Source organism: Clostridioides sp. GD02404 (genome assembly GCF_045898275.1).
GTDB classification, from domain to species: domain Bacteria; phylum Bacillota; class Clostridia; order Peptostreptococcales; family Peptostreptococcaceae; genus Clostridioides; species Clostridioides difficile_A.
On the sequence record NZ_JBJOCA010000004.1, the window covers coordinates 109,342 to 129,385 of the forward strand.

A 20,044-nucleotide genomic window follows, 5' to 3' on the forward strand; every position below is an offset into this window, starting at 1 on the left:
GCTGAATACAATATATCTTATTTTTGTTACATTTTCTTTACGAAATTTTGAAGATTTTATGAAGATTTATGAAATATATTTAACTAAAAGCGCAATTATTGTTATAATATATAGTTTTCTATTAAACAAAAATAGTTAAAATAAATTCATAATTAGATAAACTTATTTTAACTATTAACATAATAAAAATATTATTTAAATTTATTTCTATCAATTTTTATATATTTTTCTAATATATATTTTTTACCATATACAATAATTTTCATTGGCTTACCTTTTAAATTTTCTATTTTAATTAAATCACTACATACATCTACATTAATAATATTATCTCTATAGCTTATGTTGAAAGAATAACCTCTCCATTCTTTAGGTAACTTAGGGTCAAAAGATAATGTTTCATCCCATGTCCTCATACCTGCAAATCCATGTACAATAGAAAGCCATGAACCAGACATAGAAGTTATATGAAGTCCATCATTGGTATCATTATTATAATTGTCTAAATCAAGCCTAGCAGTTCTTGAGTATAATTCATAAGCTTTGTCCAAATCATCTATTTCAGAAGCAATAATGGAATAAATACTAGAAGATAAAGAAGATTCATGTACAGTATATTTTTCGTAGAAATCAAAGTTTCTCTTCTTTTCTTCTTTAGTAAATCTATTTCCAAAATAGTAAATTCCCTGTAATACATCTGCTTGTTTTATAAAACACGACCTAAGAATCCTATCCCAAGACCAATTTTGATTAAGAGGAAGATTTTCTTTTGGTAAATCCTTTACTTCTATAAATTCTTTATCTAAAAAATTATCATTTTGAACTATTATTTTTAACTCATCATCATATGGCAGATAGATTTTTTTTGATATCATTTGCCATAGCTCAACTTCTTCTTTAGTTACATTATTTCTATCAATACATTCACTATATTCTATGTCTAATTTTAATACATTTTCTACAGCATATTCTAAGCACCATTTAGCTATATAATTAGTATACCAATTATTATTGACATTGTTTTCAAACTCATTTGGACCGGTTACACCATGTATCATATACAAATCTTTTTTTATAGATAAATGAACTCTACTAGCCCAAAATCTAGCTATTTCTATTATTACATCGATTCCTTTTTCTTTTATGTATTCAAAGTCACCTGTATAATTTGCATAATTATATATTGCATATACTATACTTCCATTTCGGTGTATTTCTTCAAATGTTATCTCCCACTCATTATGGCATTCTACTCCATCAAATGTAACCATTGGATATAAAGCACCTTTAAGCCCTAGTTTTTTTGCATTATCTTTTGCCTGTTCCAATTGATTATATCTATATTCCAAAAGGTTTCTAGTTACCTTCTTATCTGCTACCCCTAGATATACTGGAACACAGAATGCTTCTGTATCCCAATAAGTAGCCCCTCCATACTTTTCTCCAGTAAAGCCCTTGGGACCTATATTCAATCTTGAATCTTCTCCATAATATGTTGAAAATAGTTGAAATAAATTGTATCGTATGCCTTGTTGACTACTTTTATCTCCATTTATTTTTACATCTGCACTTTTCCATCTTTTATTCCATAACGTTGTATGTTCATTTAATATATCATCATAATCTTTAGATATTTCTCTATTTAAAATATCTTCACATTTTCCTAATAGCTCACTTTCCTTATAGTCTCTAGTTGAAGTTATAGATACATATTTTTCTATACTAGCAACCTCATTTTTTAGAATATCCATTGTTATTGAATTCTCACAGTAATTATATTCATTTGTATGAGATAGGTCTTTTATCTTACCTCTTGCCTTAATATACATCATTGCACCCACAGTAAATACTGGTGTATTAAATGCATTTTCCTTTGTTCTAGAAAGTATGCTTCCTCGATATTCTGAAGAACTTGAAGAAACTCCATTCCAGAACTCTTCCTCATAATTTGAATCCTCATTTTTTATGTTTGAATCTAAATATGGTATGAATTTTATTTTAGCATCAGAATTTAATGCTTTTATACTGTATTTAATTACTGCTAACTCCTTAACTGATATGCTTAAAAATCTAATAATGTTAACTTCAAATTTTTTATCACTTATGTGTACAATAAACCTACGATTTAAAATACCATTTTTCATATCTAATTCTCTATAAAAATTTTCAATCTTACATTTTGCTAAGTCTAATTCTATGTCATCTATAAAAATTCTTATTCCTATATAGTTAATTGAATTAGGGATTTTACCAAAGTATTCTGGATATCCATTTTTCCACCATCCTACACGAGTTTTATCTGGAAACCATACTCCAGCTATATAAGACCCCTTATGAGTATCTCCACTATAATTTTCCTCATAATTTCCTCTCATACCCATATAACCATTACCTATACTCATTATAGATTCTGCTAATCTATTTTCTTTGATTTCAATCTTATCTTGTATAATCTTCCATTCATCTATATTATTAAATAAACATTTCATATGACTCTCCTAACCATATACTCATTATACTTTTCTTGTATATATTCGAAATTTAATTGACTTGTTGAATCTACAACTAAATTTGCTTTTTTTAAATTCTCATAGTTTCCAACACCAACAGAAAACATATTAGAAGAATTTATAGCATCTATCCCTGCACTTGCATCTTCTATTCCTATACAGTTTTGAGGATTTACATTAAGCCCTTCTGCTGACATAAGAAATATATCTGGATGAGGTTTGCTATTTTTACATTTTCCTGCATCAGCTATAAAATCAAATTTATCACTCATACCCAAATGATTTAGCACATTTGTTGCATTCTTACTTGCAGATGATAAACCTATTTTTATGTTATTAGATTTTATATCACCTAATAAATTTTCTATTCCAGGCAAAATATCATTTGAAGTTATCTCATCTATCAATGATACATAATAATTGTTTTTTTCTTCGGCCATTCTTACTTTTTCTTCTTCTGAAAATAAATATTTCTTATTTCCAAATTCTAATATTCTGTCCAATGACTCCATTCTACTTATGCCTTTTAAAGATTCATTAAATTTTGTATCTATATCTATACCAACCTTATGAGCTAGTTTTCTCCAAGCCATATAATGATAATATGCAGTATCTGTAATTACACCATCCAAATCAAATATAAATGCTTCAATCATTCTTATTTCCTCTTTCTACAAGAAATTTTTAGACTAATAATCAATTTATTTTATACCTTCTCTCTTACATTTAAGGTATTATTTATAGAATTTTCTATTCTAATTCAGTCTTTAACTCAAAATCTATTTCCATTTCACTTTCTTTTACACCTTGTTTTTTTATTGCTCTACAAAACTTTGACCACATTCTTCCAGAAAAGGCATTTAAATAGTTTATATTGCAAATAAACTTTCCTTTTTCAATTTCTTTATTATATAATTGTGGTCCAACTATATATACTGGAAATATAGCCCATGCTTCTTTTCCCCTGTATTTTTTTACAAATTTTGTATAGTTTTTATTCTTCATAATACACACTAAAAATACACATACAAATGGATTTTCTTCAACATCCATACCAAAAGAAAAAGATATATCTGTTCCCAATTCTTTTTCTATTTTATGCAGATTTTCCCGAATCTGATTTTCAAGTTTTAGTGATGCTTCATTACAGAATTCTTTAATTTCATTATCTCGAATTGGAACCCATAATGAAGTATCTGATATATAGTCTATGGCTTTATTATCAAAAGGTAACTCTCTTCGCTTCATCTCAGCTATAGCAGACATGTAATTTTTATCAGATATAAAAAAAGTTACAATTTTACTTTTATCTACATATATTTTAACTGGACACCCTTGTTTTTTATTATTTATTGAAATCCTAGTGATATCATGATATGAATACTCTTTTTCACTTCCTATACATTTACGAACTTTAATATTATGTAAATCAAAAATAATATATTTTCTTGTATAATCAAAAATTGAAAATAATCCATACATTGTAAATATAAAAGTGATTACTGCTATATAATACTGTTTAACATATAGAAGTAATACATTTATAACGATTCCAATTAATAAAAATATAACACCTAAGATTAAATTTACAGTTCCTGATTTTACTATAACTATATGTTCTTTATAGTCATTCATATCGCTCCTTCCCCCTACCTATTCAGTAATTACTTTTCTTATTGAATTACAGAATGATTAGAAGTGTTAATATTTGTTTTTATTCAAATAAAAAACATACTGAATCTATTTTACTGAAAATAGTTTCTATTTGAACTAGCACTTACGTCTATGATAGCGTATTTCATCTATCTTCTATAAATACATTTTATATTATTTTAAAATGATGAACTTGTATTTTTCTACTCTTATTTCTTCTTTTAAGTCTACTATTTTTTCTTCATACAAATCTTTTACTTTTCTATTAGACAAATAATCTGGTAATTTTAAAGTTATATCTTTAGATGAATTATTTATTATTATGGAAATGGATTCTTTTTTTAGTAGAATAGTTCCATTTTCCTTATCTGCTAATATCCATTCATTTGACATAGACCTAAGTTCTTTATTTTCTTTACGAAGCCTAATAATCTTCTTCATAAAATCAAATATATCCTTATTCCATTTTTCTTCATTCCATTCCATACATTTTCTTTGTCCTTCAGATATTGAACTCAGTTCTCCATCCATTCCAATTTCGTCACCATAGTATATACAAGGACTGCCTGATTGTATAAACATAAACAAATATGCAAGTTTAACTCTATCAACATTTCCTCTAGCATAATTCAGTATCCTTGTAGTATCATGACTTCCAAGTAAATTAAAAATAACTTCACTAACTTGCATTGGATAACTTACCATTATATCATTTATCATGTATTTAAACTCTTCAGCATTTATCTCATCTGTACAAAAGAATTTTTTCATAGCTTCTGACATCAAATAGTTCATAACTGAATCAAATTGGTCCCCCATCAACCATGGTAAACTACCATGCCAAATTTCCCCCAGTATATATATATCTGGTTTTATTTTTTTAAGTTCTTCTCTAAACTTTCTCCAAAAAACGTGGTCTACTTCATTTGAGACATCCAATCTCCATGCATCTATATCAAACTCCTGTATCCAGTACTTTCCTACACCTAATAAATATTCTATTACTTCTAAATTTTCTGTGTTAAGTTTAGGCATATACTTTTCACAGCCAAAAGTTTCATAAGGTATATTTTTTTCATCTATTTGTTCTATTGGAGTATCAACTTTGCTCATGTCTTTTATATAGAACCACTCTTTATACCTAGAATTTTCCTTATTTTTAATTACATCTTGCCACTGTTTAGAATAGTATCCTATATGATTAAAAACAGCATCCAACATTATTTTTATATTTCTCTTATGAGCTTCTTTTATTAGCCTTTTTAAAGTCTCTTTATCTCCTAATGAAGGGTCTATCTTCATATAATCAATTGTATCGTATCTATGATTTGTATTTCCAACTGTAATAGGGCAAAAATAAATTCCATTTATCCCTAAATCACTCAAATAATCTAAGTGTTCTATCACACCTTGCAAATCTCCACCTGTAAAATTATCTCTTGTTGGAATAGCTCCCCATTCCTCCACTCCTACTGGATTTATAGATGGGTCACCATTTGCAAATCTATCTGGAAATATCTGATACCAAATAGTCTCTTTAACCCAATCTGGTACTTTAGGTACATCTATATAATTTAAATATGGGTATCCAAAAAAATTACTTATCTCACACAATTCTTTTTCGTCATTTTCATTGCCCAACTCTATTATCCTTTTTTCTGTAAATAGAATCTTTTCCTCTTGGCCTTCTATTATAAACCCATATCTTGAACGTTTGTTTAATGGTTTGCACTTAGCTATCCAATAATCAAATAATTCAGTTTCTACTTCTTTATCCATTATTATATTTGAACCACCAGACCAACCAATCCCAGATGCATTTAAATTTCCTCCTCCTGCACCACCTTTGTCCCATACATATTGGTCTCCTATTCTCAAAATCACTTTTTTTGCTTCATTTTTTTTAGTTCTAAGTCTTATATGTAATGTTTCTCTATCATAACCATAGGCATAGTTACTCATTGGTATATGTAATATGGCTTCTTTTGTTAAATTTTTTTTAGTAGTTTCTTTGATTTTATTGCTTAAATTTATATTCTTTTTATTTTTATTAGACAATTTAAATTTCTCCCTCCTTTATAATAATTTACATAATTTAAAGATAGGTTAATATATTTTATTATTATATCACAATAAAAATATATAATAGTAAAATATATTAACAATATGCTATCCAAGTTAAAATAAATTATATTATTAAATTTAATTTTATCCAGTTATTTTTGCAAAATAAAAACCTCTAGTATTTTTCTAGAGGATACAATATTATACTATTAACTTTTTTACTATCTGTTAATTCATTTCAAAACATGCTCTAAGCTATATTGTTAGATTTAACTTTTTCTATATTTATAAAATAAGTTTCTCTTTCTTTAAATAAAGATACATATTTAAAATCAAGATACTTAAGCATATCATAAGCCACATCAAAATCTCTACATATATCTTCTACTCTGTGAGAATCAGAACCTACAGTAACTATAAATCCGCCAAGCTCTTTATATCTTTTTAATATATCTTCATTTGGATGTATAGCATTTAATCCATATCTATAACCAGAAGTATTTAACTCTATACCACTTCCATTATCGATTATTGATTTTAAAACTTCATCAATAACATCTTTAAAATCATTGTATATAACTCTATTATCTGAATATATTCCATATCTAGATATATAATCTAAATGCCCATATATGTTATAGTCTCTAAATTCACGATTAGTTTCAAGTATACTATTAAAATATTTATAATATGCATCTTCTTTGCTAAGCCCTTTAAAATACTCCTTTGATGGAACAGGTATATTATCAATTGTATGAGTTGAACACAATATGAAATCAAAAGGATTAGAGTTTATTATTTCATCTATTTCATTTTTTAGATGTTTTCTATAACCAACTTCAACTCCTAATAATAACTCTATGTCCTTTTTATATTTTTCTTTGAACTTATTAAACACTGGAACATAGTCATTATAATTAATGCAAAAGCCTCTACCTTCATCATGCTCTAAATGGTCTGTAAAAGTTAAATATCTAACACCAATACTTATAGCTTTTTTTATTGTATCTTCCATCGAATCCTTTCCATCACTTGAAAAATTAGTATGAATATGATTATCTATTAAATTCATATTATCCCTCCCTTTATTTTATCTATCTCAATTATACTACGAGTTCATTGTATACAAGTGTTAAAAGAATATTATAAGAGTTAAATTTTATTTACATAATCTTTCATAAAAAAGAAGCATCTATTTTGATTTTAGAAAATCATTAAAGATGCTTCTCTTTCATACACTTTTTTATTTAACTTTTAAAAGTCTTAATTTTGTAATAGAGTTTAGCAGTTATATGCCCAATCATATAGAAAGCTGCATAAAGTAAAACATATACATATGCTGAATCATTTAAAAATATATACATTAATATTATATAAGTTACTAAAGACACTACAAGTGATAAAATCCAATTAGTTTTATTTAATACACAAACTATCCCCTGCATTAAAAAGGCAACTGGAAAAATCAATACCATTCCTATTACAAAAATCCCTTTAGCTTGAACATTTGGTATATTAAATATATCTGTAGCAAAGGTTAAAAACATTAATATCATTATAATTGTGGGAAATATGATACTAAAAATATTACTCTTTTTCACAATAATCATTCCTTATTTGTCAGCTATTTGATAATCTTTAATAAGCATATCTTAAATTAATACTTTAATTATTTTGTAGCCTCAATTTCCCCCATCATTCTAACTAAATCTTGTCCATATTGACCTCCAGCCCAATTATTAGAAAGACCTTCAACTGTTTTAGCTTTCCCAAATAAAGATTTTTCATGTCTAGGGTCTACTGGATTTGAAAGTGGATAACCATCTTGTCCTGCATATAAGCATAAATGTTGAATCTGAGCTAAGATTCCTTCTTCCCACGTACCAAATCTTGAGTGGGCATTCTTATCAGTATCAGAACCTCCTGAAGAAGTCTTAAGTCCACAAGGATTCTTGAATGATGCATCTAATACCCCACCAAAATTACAGAAACCAGTTTCTTTTGCAGATTGAGCTACTGCTAATACAGGATTTACACCTTCTTGAACAGCAGTATCATACAATATTGGTATTAATTCTATAAATAAATCATTAGCTCTTTTAGATTTAGCCCATTTTAAACAAGCTTCTAAACTAGCTGTTGGTTCACCTAATATGCTTGTCTCATTTTTCATAGGAGAATCACCTTTTGTAGATGAGTCACCATTATTCTGTGCAGCAGAAACACATTTATTATATATGCTATCACTTATTGTACCTAATCTAGTAATTTTGTCTGCTCCTGCTAATATAGATTTATCACTACTTTCTGACACCAACACAATTGGATTTTCTTTAGCAATTGTAGAACCTGTAAGTGCATTTACTAAATCATATCCATCACTTAAATAAAATTCTGATGCATCTGGATAAAATTCTTTTATAACTTTCTTATTTGTATCATATCTATCTGAGCCACCAAGTCTTTTAGAGTTAGTCTTATTAACTAAGCTAGTACTCATAGATATACTTCCACCTACTGCATATGATTTTACATCACTTGTTGAAAAAGGAACACTCTTTCCATCTGTAAGCACTATAGGAGCTACATCTCTTACTGACACAGGTGCTGCACTTATAGTATCAGCTTCTCCTTTATATGCATTAGTTAATATCACTTCATCAACTTTTTTAATACTACTTACCTCTTTAGCAACACTATAACTAGTCTTTATTCTGTCATCTCCACCTAATCTAGTTACTTGTGCTCCTGTGTTTTTAAGTTCAGTTTCTACTGATTTGCTTATTGATAATTCTTTACCTATTATGTATATTTTTTTGACATTTTTTAATCTTTGTTTCGTTTCATTTGGTATGTTATTTTTTTGTGCAAGTAAAATTGGAGCATCAACAGCACCAGCAAGACCACTTGCTGAAAGACCATCTGCTATCGAACTATCCATATTTACCATAATCGCTGTATCATAACTCTTTTTGTCTGCTATTAATCCAGCCGTCTCATATATATTGTTACCTTTAATAGTATCTGATGTTAATGCATTTACATTAGGCACATTTATTAGAAATATAGCTAATGTTAGACCTAATGCTAAAACTCTCTTAATTGTTCTCATATTCTTCCCCCTTGATATATCAAGTTTAATTCAAAAATGACTATAGCATAGTACTACATCTATGCTATAGTCATTTATTATAATTTAATAATTATATATTTGTTATTATATCATAAATTACAAAAAGTTTCCATAATATTAGATAGATTAGAGGAAAAATTTACATTTTAGTTACAATTTCTAAGGTTTCAGTACATATGTACATATATTTAGTAACAATTTGTAATAAAAATCGACATTTATATCTCATATTTATTATATTTTTTTACAAAATGGAAATTTATTGTATACAACAAACAGATTATATCTTTACAGAATCTATTCATTATTAAGTAAATTCTTTATCAATATTGTTAAAAATACATTTTTTAATAAATTTATTATGTGTCAATTTTTTTATTAAGTACATACTGTTTTTACTATATAATATGTAAACATATTTTTCAATTTTAATTTAATTCTAACATATTTTTATGTGTCTTATGATATATAATGTGATATATTCTAATTAATGGTATTTTCAAATTAAAAAATGTTACTGTTTTATAAAGTGACATTGTGCTTGAAAATAAATAAAACACTTAACTTTATTTAAGGAGATTTACGATGAGCAACAAACAAGGTTCTAACATAAAAGATGTAAAAATTAAAAATAAGTTAATAATATTGAAATTACTTTCTACAAATACACCTATGTCTAGGGTTGATTTAGCAAAGTCTACAGGACTTACCAAAATGACTTTATCAAATCTAGTTACAGAACTTATTAATGAAAACATGATTAGAGAAATAGAGTCATCAACTTTAAATGCACATTCATCAGGTCGTAAACCTATTTTATTAGATATTTCTAATATATCACCTTGTATCTGTGGAATTCTAATAAGAAGAAATATATGTAAGGTAATTATTTCAGACTTGAAAGGTAATATTGTAAAACAACTTTCTGAAACTTACCCTAAGTATCTATCAAATGAGGTCTTAAAAGATATAATAAAAAGAATGTTTACTAAGATAATGAAGAATAATAAAAGAGATATAATTGGAATTGGTATTTCTTCAATAGGTCCAGTAGATAATATAAATGGTATTATATTGAATCCTCCAGACTTTGGAAATGTATCAAATCTAAATATAGTTAATTTTATAGAAGAAATGTCTGATTTGCCAATATTTTTGATAAATGATGCTAATTCAGGTGCTTTAGCTGAAAAAATGTATGGTTTAGGTAAAGATATATCAAATTATATATACTTGCACATAATGAATGGTATTGGAGCTGGTCTAGTACTGGAAAATAGGCTTCATACTGGTAATCTGGGTCAGAGTGGAGAAATAGGACATACATCTATTAATTTTAGTGGACCATTATGTAGTTGTGGTAATAATGGATGCTTGGATTATTACACAAGTGTTAGTAATTTAATTAAAAGAGTTGAATCATTGAGCCATATTTATCCTAACTCTCCATTAATTAACTGTAAAGACTTTTCTCTAGTTAAGTTAATAGATGAGGCAAATAATAAAGATACTCTTGCTATGTTTTTACTTGATGAATTTTGTACATATATATCATACGCATTAGTAAATACACTTACATTGATTGACTGTAGTTCTATAATAATAGGCTACGATTTTAATATACCAGGCACATTCATAGAAAATACATTATTAAAAAAACTAACTGCTTCGGCAAGTTTTTCTAAATATAAAAAAATAAGTGTAAAACATTCAAATTTTGGAGCAAATGCACCATTAATCGGCTCTATAGCCATTGTCAGCTACAAATTTTTTAATGGAAGTATAAATTTTTATTAAATATGTAAAATATTTAAACACTTTTATTGAATATTTTTCCATTTAATATTATTATATTTTATAAGAGCGTTTAAAATTTGGAGGTATGAAAATGATTTCAGCTAAAATGGAAAAATTACTTAATGAGCAGATTAACCATGAATTATATTCTGCATATCTTTATCTCTCTATGTCTTCTTACCTTGAAGCAGAAGGACTTAAAGGATTTTCTAATTGGTTTTATGTTCAATATAAAGAAGAGACAGACCATGCTATGTTTTTCTACAAATATTTACATAATGTAGGAGGAAAAGTTCAACTTGATGCTATCCCAATGCCAGATTCAGACTTTACTTCTGCAATGGATATTCTTGAGCGTACATTAGCTCATGAAAAAAAGGTTACATCTTTAATAAACAATTTAGCAGCTGTAGCAAACTCTGAGGCAGACTTTAGAACTTCTCAGTTCTTACTTTGGTTTATATCTGAACAAGCAGAGGAAGAAACAAATTGTGAAGACAATATAAAGCGTGTTAAACTTGCTGGAGAAGGTGGTCTATTCTTTGTTGACCAGGAATTTGCTAATCGTGCATATGCAGCCCCAACAAATCCACCTGTAACAATATAGTATTTAAAACCTTTTAATATAATAAAGTAGGTGTCTTAATGAAAATCAACATTGATTATTTGCATTAAGACACCTTTTATTATTCGTTTTATATGTAGTATTTTATTGTTTATACAGTTCTATTTTATAATTTTTAAAAATCTATTTTCACTTTAAGATACTTAAATTTAAAATTTGGGGTGACTGAAAATCACACTACTCAATTTATAAATGTGATTTTCAGCCAGTACTTTAATTATGGTTGAATACCAAAACTTATGAGCTATTTATATTTAACTATTAAAGCATCTACTGCACATACACCTTTTCCTTTAGGATATACAAACACTGGATTTAAATCTATTTCTTTAACTTCATCTTTATTTTCATAGGCATATTTTCCTAACTTAACCATCATGTCTGCAAGGGCTTCAACATCACAAGGTTCGCTTCCTCTATATCCATCTAAAAGCTTAAATGACTTCAATTTTCTAAGCATCATCATAGCTTCATCATGATTTATAGGTAATGGATATAAAGTAGTATCCTTAAATACTTCTACAAATACTCCTCCTAGACCAACTAGTAACATTGGACCAAATTGGTCATCATTAGTAATACCGATAATAATTTCTATACCACTTTCCACCATTTCTTGAACTAATATACCATCAATTTTAGCATTTGGTTTTTCTTTTTTTACATTGGCTAAAATCTCATTATATGCATTTATTGCCTCATCTCTATTTTTAATTCCTACTTTAACTCCTCCAACATCAGATTTATGCAATATTTCGGAAGAATTTATTTTTAAAACAACAGGATAGTTAATATATTTCAAAATTTCATCTAATTCATCAATACTTTTTGCATTACCTTGCCCTGGCACTGGTACTCCATATTTCTTCATCTCAATCTTACTATCTAACTCTGATAGAGCTACTACATTATTTGATTCTCTTTTCTTAACAGCCTCAAACTCTAAAGTTCTCTTTGAATAATCATAATCTACAAATTTAGCCATTTTATTAAAACAAGTAAACGTAGTTCCAACTGATGACATTATAGGTACTTGATTATCTTCTAATCTAGTTCTATAATTTAGATATCTATTTCCTTCAAGCGTTGGAACTGCAAACACAGGCTTCCTTAACCCTTGTTCTCTTGCTTCACTTACAGCTTGACAAAGTGTCTCATGCATTTCATTTTCTTCATCTCTTATATTTGCACCTACCATAGTAAATCCAACACTATCATCTTTTTCAAATGTATGTAATAGACCTACTATCATATCCTTTTCATGGAATAACGCAGTTGTAGCATCTAATGGATTTTTAGGTGTCGCAAATCCTGGAAGATAATTTTTCATTTCTTCTTTCGTTTCAGAAGATATTTCTGCAAGGTCTACACCATTTTCTTCTGCTAAATCTGCACAAATAGTATTTTCTCCTCCTGAGAAGTTTATTGCTGCGAAATTAGAATTTGTAGGCAAGTTACCATCTAGAACACTAAAAGCCTGTGCTAAACACATAAATTGTTCCAAATTCTCTACCGAAATCACTCCATATTTTTCAAAAATACTTTCAAAAGCCTTACTCGAGCCAGCTAAGTTTCCTGTATGAGAAGCAGCAGAAATAGCTCCTTTTTCTGACCTTCCTGATTTTAATATTATTACTGGTTTTCTCTTTTGTGCAGCTCTTTTTAGAGAGTCTATAAATTTTTGAGGATTTTTTAAACCTTCAAGATATATAGCTATTACTGATGCGTAATTATCATCTACAAGGAAGTCAACAGCATCTTCTAATGTAACTATATTTCCATTTCCCGTTGAGAAACCATAAGATATATTAAAATAATCACTTGAAACAATCTCTGCAGTTATAAATCCACTTTGACCTACAATTCCTATCCCAGGTTTTTTAGTATCTAAATCCCATTTAGAACCACCTGCCCATAGATTAACTTTATCTATACAATTTAATAATCCCATACAATTTGGACCTAATATTTTCATATCATATGTATTTGATATTTCTATAAGTTGATTTTCTAAATCTATTCCTTCTTCTGTTCCTTCTTCTGCAAATCCACTAGCATATACTACAGCTGCTTTTGTTCCCAATTCTCCAGAATCTTTTAATACAGATGGAACTATATTTCTAGGTGTACATACTACTACACAATCTACCACTTCTGGTACTTCTTGTATCGTTTTATAGCAATCTCTTCCAAACAATTTATCTCTTTTAGGATTTACATAATATACTCTATCTGTATCTTTACTTTTTACTATACTAAGTGCTGCACTTCTACCAAAGCCAAGCTTATCAGTAACTCCTACTATAGCAATGCTCTTTGGTCTAATAAGTTTTTCCAAGCTCATAAATTCACTCTCCTATATTTTATAGTTGTGATTTTAAATGAATTTTATCTCAAGATGAAACTTATCTTGGCACTAAAGATTATTAAATCTTGAGATAAATCATTTAAGATAAGGGTAATTTATTAAATGGCGTTATTATAGCCTTCCATGAATGCTGCTTTATTTTGAATATTGAATTTACCTTTTCCTTTCTCTTCAAAGAAATCACACATAGTTTTTAAAGCTAATTCTTTTTCAAGTAATCCAGTTTTAGCAATTAATGCTCCAAGTACTACTATATTTGCTGCCTTGGGATTGTTTACTTTTTGAGCTAATTCTTGACAATTTATTTTAACTACATTTATATCTTCTCTTAATGCTATATTATCATCTATTACAGATGTATTAATAACTACTGTTCCACCTTCCTTGACTAAGTTTATATAATCTAAAGATGGCTTATTCATTGCTACTAAAACATCTATTTCTTCCATATCAGGTCCACCTATACTCTCATCAGAAAACTTTACTACACTATATGCTTTTCCACCTCTCATAGTTGGACCATATGCAGGCATCCAAGTTACCTGTTTTCCTAATTCAAGTGCTGACTCAGCTACAATTAGACCAAGAGTTAAAACTCCTTGACCACCAAACCCTGCAAATACTAACTCTTTTTCCATAATTATTCACCATCCCTTTGCTTAAATTCGCCAAGAGTGTAATATGGCACTATTTCTTCTTCCATCCACTTGATAGATTTCTCTAATGATACACCCCAGTTAGTTGGACAAGGTGCTAATATTTCAACTAATGAATACCCCTCTCCATTCAATTGAGCTTCTATTGCATTTTTTATATATTTTTTTAGATTAATTATTTCCTTTGGACTATGAACTGAACCTCTTGCTACATATGCTACATCAAAGAAGTCTGCCATCATTTCAGGAACTTTTAATGGACTACCAGTAGTGTTTATATCTCTTCCATTTACACTTGTTGTTGTAACTTGACCTGGCATAGTAGTCCATGACATTTGCCCACCAGTCATCGCAAAGTTATTGTTATTTATTACAAATACAGTAACATTATGATTTCTATATGCGGTATTTAAAGTTTCAGAAAGACCTATAACATAAGCATCTCCATCACCTTGATAAGTCATTACTAATGTTTCTGGAAGTGCTACTTTAATTCCTATAGCTGTGGATGAAGCTCTACCATGTGCAGTTTGCATCTTATCTCCATTCCAGCTAAAATTCATATTACAAACACAACCAACTCCCAAAGTTAATACATGATTTTTTTCATATCCATGTTCTTCTATTACTTCTGCTATTATACGGTTTACTATTCCATGACCACAACCTGGGCAAAATTTGTTTGGTATTGAAACAACGCTAGGTGTTAATTTTTCTGTAGCCATATTAGAACACCTCCTTGATTTCGCCAGATTTTATTTTGCTATAAGTGTCCATTACTTGCAGTGTTTTTGGTATATGATTTCCACTGAATAGTCCATAAACAGGTACATTTTCTTTACATACTTTTTTTGATGCTAAAGCAACATCTTCTACTAACTGACCTGTATCTGTTGACTCTACTGATATAAATCCTTTTACATTCTTATTTACCTTTTCAAATGCCTTATATGGGAAAGGCCACACTGTTATTGGTCTTATTATTCCAACTTTTTCACCTTGTTCTCTAAGTCTTCTAACAGCATTCATAGTTGTTCTTGATGGTATACCGAACGCTACAAACACATATTCCGCATCTTCGACTTGATAATCTTCCCATTGCTGTTCATTTTCAGTTATTCTCATACGTTTTTCCATACAAAAAGCTGGTTTTTGGTTATCTGCAACTTTTGCATGGTCTCTATTACTTCCATCATAAGTCCAACCTAAATCTTCTTCTCTCTTCTTGAACTCTGGAAATTCTACTGGTTCCATCATTTGACCTAAAGCTGCTTCTGTCAAAATTTCAACAGGTACTCTATATTTCTCTGCTACATCAAACGAATTGTACATTAAATCCACAGTTTCTTGGATACTGTTTGGTGCATAAACGATTAAATGGTAATCTCCATTTCCTCCCCCTCTAGTATCTCTTAAGTAGTCTGTCTGTGCTGAATCCAGTGAACCAAGTCCAGGTCCCCATCTTTGTACATTTACGATTACACAAGGATAGTGATTTGCACATAAATATGAAATCCCTTCTTGTTTTAGAGATATTCCTGGTCCTGAGGAACTTGTCATAGACCTCATTCCACTTGCATATGCTCCATATACCATATATATAGCAGCCATTTCATTTTCAGATTGTATAAAAGTTCTTCCAAGTTCAGACATTCTATGTGATAAAAATTCCATTACCTCTGTTTGTGGTGTAATTGGATATCCTGCATAAAACTCACAACCACCTCTTAGAGCTGCTTCTGCAATGGCGTGGTTCCCCTTCCACATCTTCTTCATATTATTCCAACTCCTTCTAAGCTTCTTGACATGCTTCTTCTTTAATTATTTCAAAAACATTATCTGGACACACTTGATAGCAAATTCCACAAAGTATGCATTTACTTTCATCAACTTCTACATGAGCATATCCTTCTTTATTTATGTTATCTGATATTTTTAATGCTCCTTTTTTACAAGATATAACGCAGTATTCACAACTTTTACATCTCTCTGCGTTTATTTTTAAGCTCATATCTACACCCCATTTCGTAATATTTCTACCTATTATCCAATGCTTGGTTCTTCTTTAAAATTTAATATTTCCTTCAAAACTGCTACAAATTTTTGGTTTTCTTCCATAGTTCCAATACTTACACGTGCATGTGTAGCACTTGGTCTTATTACAAATCCTCTTTTTTTCAAATCTTCAAATAGCTTTGGTACATCTGTCTTCATGTCTACATAAAGGAAGTTTGATTGTGAATCAACAACATCAAATCCCATTTTTGTAAACTCTTCTTTAAAATAAGCCATTCCTGCTCTATTCAAGTCATATGTTTCTTTTATAAATTCATCATCATCAAGTGCTGCTGTTGCTCCACTTATAGCAACACGATTTGCAGAGAAAGGCTCTTTTACTGTAAATAAAGTTCTTATTATCTCATCTTTAGCAATACCATACCCTACTCTAAGACCTGCAAGACCGTATATTTTAGAGAAAGTCCTTGTTACTATAACATTGTAATTTTCTCTTACATACTTAAGTCCATCTACATAATTAGGTACTGTTAAAAATTCTATATATGCTTCATCTAATATAGTTATAATGTTTTCAGGGACTTTCTTTAAAAATGCTTCCAACTCTTTATCATCCACAATTGTTCCTGTTGGATTATTAGGATTACATACACATATTAATTTTGTTTTATCTGTAATTTTATCTAATATACCTTGTAAATCATACTTATAATCTTTTGTTAAAGGTACTTCTACTGGTATTCCTTCATTTTTTACAGTTGCAGTTCTATATGATGGGAATGTTGGGTCACAGTATATAACCTCATCTCCTCTATTTATAAAAGCTTCACCTATTAATGTGATAACGTTATCCGCACCATTAGCAACAATAAAGTTTTCTGGTTTTAAATCTAGCTTGTCAGCTAATTTTCTTCTAAGTTCATTAGCTTCTGGTTCTGGATAAAGTTGACCTTGTTTTAACATTTCAATCATAGCTTCCATTGCTTTTGGTGATGGACCTAGAGGATTTTCATTTGAAGCTAGTTTTATTATTTCTTTTACACCATATTTCTCTTTAACTTTTTCTATTGGTTCACCTGGAACGTATTGATGTAACTCTTTTACTGTATTTCTCAATAATTTTTCTATCATTTTTTAAAAGCCCCCTCTGTATATGTATTTTCATTTATATAAACGCCATCGCGTCTACTTACTTTAATATTTTAAAATTAATCATCTATTTAAATCTCTTTTAACTAAGCATTTCTTTGATTTAATTCTTCTCTTATTTGATTCAGTTTCTTATCACTTACTGGATATAAGATGGCTATAACAACAGCTATTATTAAAGGTATTGCCATAGAATAAGAAATCATGTTTATGAAGCCACTTTTAACTGCTTCTGTAACTACCATATCAGCTTGATATCCCATTGAATTCATCAAAACTGTTCTTATAGTAGTTGCAAGTAACACGCCCACTTGTATTGCAACTGGATATAATGACATACTTAAACCAGGTAAATCTTTTCCTGATTTCCAATGTCCATAGTCACAAGAACCAGCAAAGAAGTTAAGGTTTATTATTGATACTACATTTGCAAAACCACCACCAATTGCCAGTAACATAGTTACACCTAAAGTAGTTTTTCCCCAAGGAGTCCATGCAACTAATAAGTGACATATTGCGCATATAGAAAAAGAAATTATTGAAGCTAGTTTTTGTTCTCTACATATTTTTATAAATATTGGTGCGAAGAACATGAACGCTACACTTACTAAAGGCATTATTGATAAAAATACGGCTAACCCACGTTCATCTTCTATTACATATTTAAAATAATATGGAGCTAAAGGCCCTAGACCTATAGATCTTATACATATAAGAAATTCTAGACAAAATGCCATCATAAGTGGAACATTAGTAAATAGAGCTTTTGCCATCTCACTTGCTTTAATCTTTGGTTTTTCTTCTTTTTGAAGAACTTCATCTTCTGCGCCAGATTTTATTATCTCTGTTGAAGAAAACCAAAATACTAAAAGACATCCTGCTGCAAAGAATAAATAGGTACCTAGATAACCCATTCCTTCTCCACCTAATACATCTGCAAATAAAACTAATAATAACGGATATGAAAAACCTACTAAAAATTTACCGACTTCTTTAAATATGTTTGTAGTAGTTGAACCTATAACTCTATCTTTAGGTGTTTTAGCTACTACAGGGTAAATAGCATAAATTATAGTAAAAACTACTTGTTGAGCACAAGATGCTATTAATAATAAAGCGGTCATTAAAGGTAAAAGTAATGCTGGACTTATTTTCATCAATGGAACTATGAAAAATATCCCATATGTCAATGCCAATGCTGCGGGTGTATATCTAAGCCATGGGTAATATTTTCCTTTTTTAAATGGTTGCTTGTCAAATACTGTACCTGTTATAGGAGCTACAGCAATTTTTATGAAAGATTGTACAATTTGCATACCACCTGCCATAATTACACCAAGCTTTGCTACATCAGTTAAAAAGATATTTGTTACTGTTGATACAAAATAACCTATAAAATTGTATGCTAGGTTTATAGAACTTGAATATGTGTATATTGCTCTTTTCTTAGGGTCTCTCATATCATCTCTAAAATTTGATATAAGGTTTCCTTTTGGTTTGCTTTCTTGACTACTCACATCTACCCCTCCCTTATAAAATTTAATTACTTTTTTATTATTCACGTATAATATTTTATATTCTGAATCTTTTCCTTTTTCTTTTTGATTCAGTCTATTTTTTTATATGTGTATAATTTTAATTTAATTATATTCTCAAAATTCATAATTGTCAAACACTTTTTTATTTTTATTTTTTGCCTTTAAAATTAACTTTAAAGCTGATTTAACTTAATTTAAGTTTGTCTTTTATTGTTTTGCCGTTTTAAAATATCATTAAAACATATATTTCAAATTATTTTATCAAATTTTTGATAATTTTAAATTCCAATAAATTTATTCAAGAATAATTTATTCAAGATTTTTCCATACTACGCCTAGATATTAAAAATATTTTTTTCTCCTTTAAATTTCTTTTATTTTTATACATGTACTATTGATTTAAAAATAAAAGCATGTTACAATTACAAAAAGAATCTATCAGACAAACATCATTATAAATATCAATTTCAGAATTTTCAATTTTTTCTTTTTATGTAATTCTACATAGTACTATAAGTTGTTATAGCTATACTAA

The 20,044-nt window shown here is 28.7% G+C and carries 16 protein-coding genes; 2 read left to right on the plus strand and 14 right to left on the minus strand.

Annotated features, from left to right (window positions below):
• Positions 1 to 191 precede the first annotated feature (191 nt).
• From Q3287_RS04105 to Q3287_RS04135, 7 genes are all read right to left on the minus strand, one after another.
• The gene (locus Q3287_RS04105; protein ID WP_407963565.1) at positions 192 to 2,489 is read right to left on the minus strand and encodes a glycoside hydrolase family 65 protein; all 2,298 of its coding nucleotides are present in this window, start codon (positions 2,487 to 2,489) and stop codon (positions 192 to 194) included.
• The gene (gene pgmB, locus Q3287_RS04110; protein ID WP_054270659.1) at positions 2,486 to 3,166 is read right to left on the minus strand and encodes a beta-phosphoglucomutase; all 681 of its coding nucleotides are present in this window, start codon (positions 3,164 to 3,166) and stop codon (positions 2,486 to 2,488) included. Before pgmB ends, Q3287_RS04105 begins: the two co-directional genes overlap by 4 nt.
• 94 nt (positions 3,167 to 3,260) lie before the next feature.
• Complete coding sequence (locus Q3287_RS04115; protein WP_407963566.1) at positions 3,261 to 4,145, minus strand: hypothetical protein; 885 nt, start codon at positions 4,143 to 4,145, stop codon at positions 3,261 to 3,263.
• Positions 4,146 to 4,337: 192 nt separating this feature from the next.
• Positions 4,338 to 6,221, minus strand: a complete 1,884-nt coding sequence (locus Q3287_RS04120) for a glycoside hydrolase family 13 protein (RefSeq protein ID WP_407963567.1) — start codon at positions 6,219 to 6,221, stop codon at positions 4,338 to 4,340.
• 256 nt (positions 6,222 to 6,477) lie between these two features.
• Positions 6,478 to 7,299, minus strand: a complete 822-nt coding sequence (locus Q3287_RS04125; protein WP_219673342.1) for a histidinol-phosphatase HisJ family protein — start codon at positions 7,297 to 7,299, stop codon at positions 6,478 to 6,480.
• A 175-nt stretch (positions 7,300 to 7,474) separates the two neighbouring features.
• Positions 7,475 to 7,828: a hypothetical protein gene (locus tag Q3287_RS04130; RefSeq protein WP_054270662.1), complete on the minus strand. Its 354-nt coding sequence runs from the start codon at positions 7,826 to 7,828 to the stop codon at positions 7,475 to 7,477.
• A gap of 68 nt (positions 7,829 to 7,896) precedes the next feature.
• The gene (locus Q3287_RS04135; protein ID WP_054270663.1) at positions 7,897 to 9,339 is read right to left on the minus strand and encodes a cell wall-binding repeat-containing protein; all 1,443 of its coding nucleotides are present in this window, start codon (positions 9,337 to 9,339) and stop codon (positions 7,897 to 7,899) included.
• 606 nt (positions 9,340 to 9,945) lie between these two features.
• Here Q3287_RS04135 and Q3287_RS04140 point away from each other — a divergent pair.
• Complete coding sequence (locus tag Q3287_RS04140) at positions 9,946 to 11,157, plus strand: ROK family transcriptional regulator (RefSeq protein WP_054270664.1); 1,212 nt, start codon at positions 9,946 to 9,948, stop codon at positions 11,155 to 11,157.
• A gap of 91 nt (positions 11,158 to 11,248) precedes the next feature.
• Positions 11,249 to 11,764, plus strand: coding sequence for a ferritin (locus Q3287_RS04145; protein ID WP_243192589.1), 516 nt, complete (start codon positions 11,249 to 11,251; stop codon positions 11,762 to 11,764).
• A gap of 262 nt (positions 11,765 to 12,026) precedes the next feature.
• Here the strand turns inward: Q3287_RS04145 and Q3287_RS04150 are convergent, their stop codons facing one another.
• The 7 genes from Q3287_RS04150 to Q3287_RS04180 form a co-directional block, all read right to left on the minus strand.
• Entirely contained in the window at positions 12,027 to 14,126 is a 2,100-nt protein-coding gene (locus tag Q3287_RS04150) for an acetate--CoA ligase family protein (RefSeq protein ID WP_243192590.1), read from the minus strand.
• Positions 14,127 to 14,248: 122 nt separating this feature from the next.
• Positions 14,249 to 14,788 (minus strand): 2-oxoacid:acceptor oxidoreductase family protein, encoded by a 540-nt coding sequence (locus Q3287_RS04155; protein WP_054270666.1) that lies wholly within the window; start codon positions 14,786 to 14,788, stop codon positions 14,249 to 14,251.
• Between the two features lie 2 nt (positions 14,789 to 14,790).
• Entirely contained in the window at positions 14,791 to 15,531 is a 741-nt protein-coding gene (locus Q3287_RS04160) for a thiamine pyrophosphate-dependent enzyme (protein ID WP_054270667.1), read from the minus strand.
• Position 15,532: 1 nt separating this feature from the next.
• Complete coding sequence (gene vorB / locus Q3287_RS04165; RefSeq protein ID WP_021385064.1) at positions 15,533 to 16,582, minus strand: 3-methyl-2-oxobutanoate dehydrogenase subunit VorB; 1,050 nt, start codon at positions 16,580 to 16,582, stop codon at positions 15,533 to 15,535.
• Between the two features lie 16 nt (positions 16,583 to 16,598).
• Complete coding sequence (locus Q3287_RS04170; protein ID WP_021385063.1) at positions 16,599 to 16,817, minus strand: 4Fe-4S binding protein; 219 nt, start codon at positions 16,815 to 16,817, stop codon at positions 16,599 to 16,601.
• 32 nt (positions 16,818 to 16,849) lie between these two features.
• Positions 16,850 to 17,953, minus strand: coding sequence for a histidinol-phosphate transaminase (gene hisC, locus Q3287_RS04175; RefSeq protein WP_054276961.1), 1,104 nt, complete (start codon positions 17,951 to 17,953; stop codon positions 16,850 to 16,852).
• 104 nt (positions 17,954 to 18,057) lie between these two features.
• On the minus strand, positions 18,058 to 19,488 hold the full coding sequence (locus Q3287_RS04180; RefSeq protein WP_054270669.1) for an MFS transporter: 1,431 nt from the start codon (positions 19,486 to 19,488) through the stop codon (positions 18,058 to 18,060).
• Between the last annotated feature and the right edge of the window lie 556 nt (positions 19,489 to 20,044).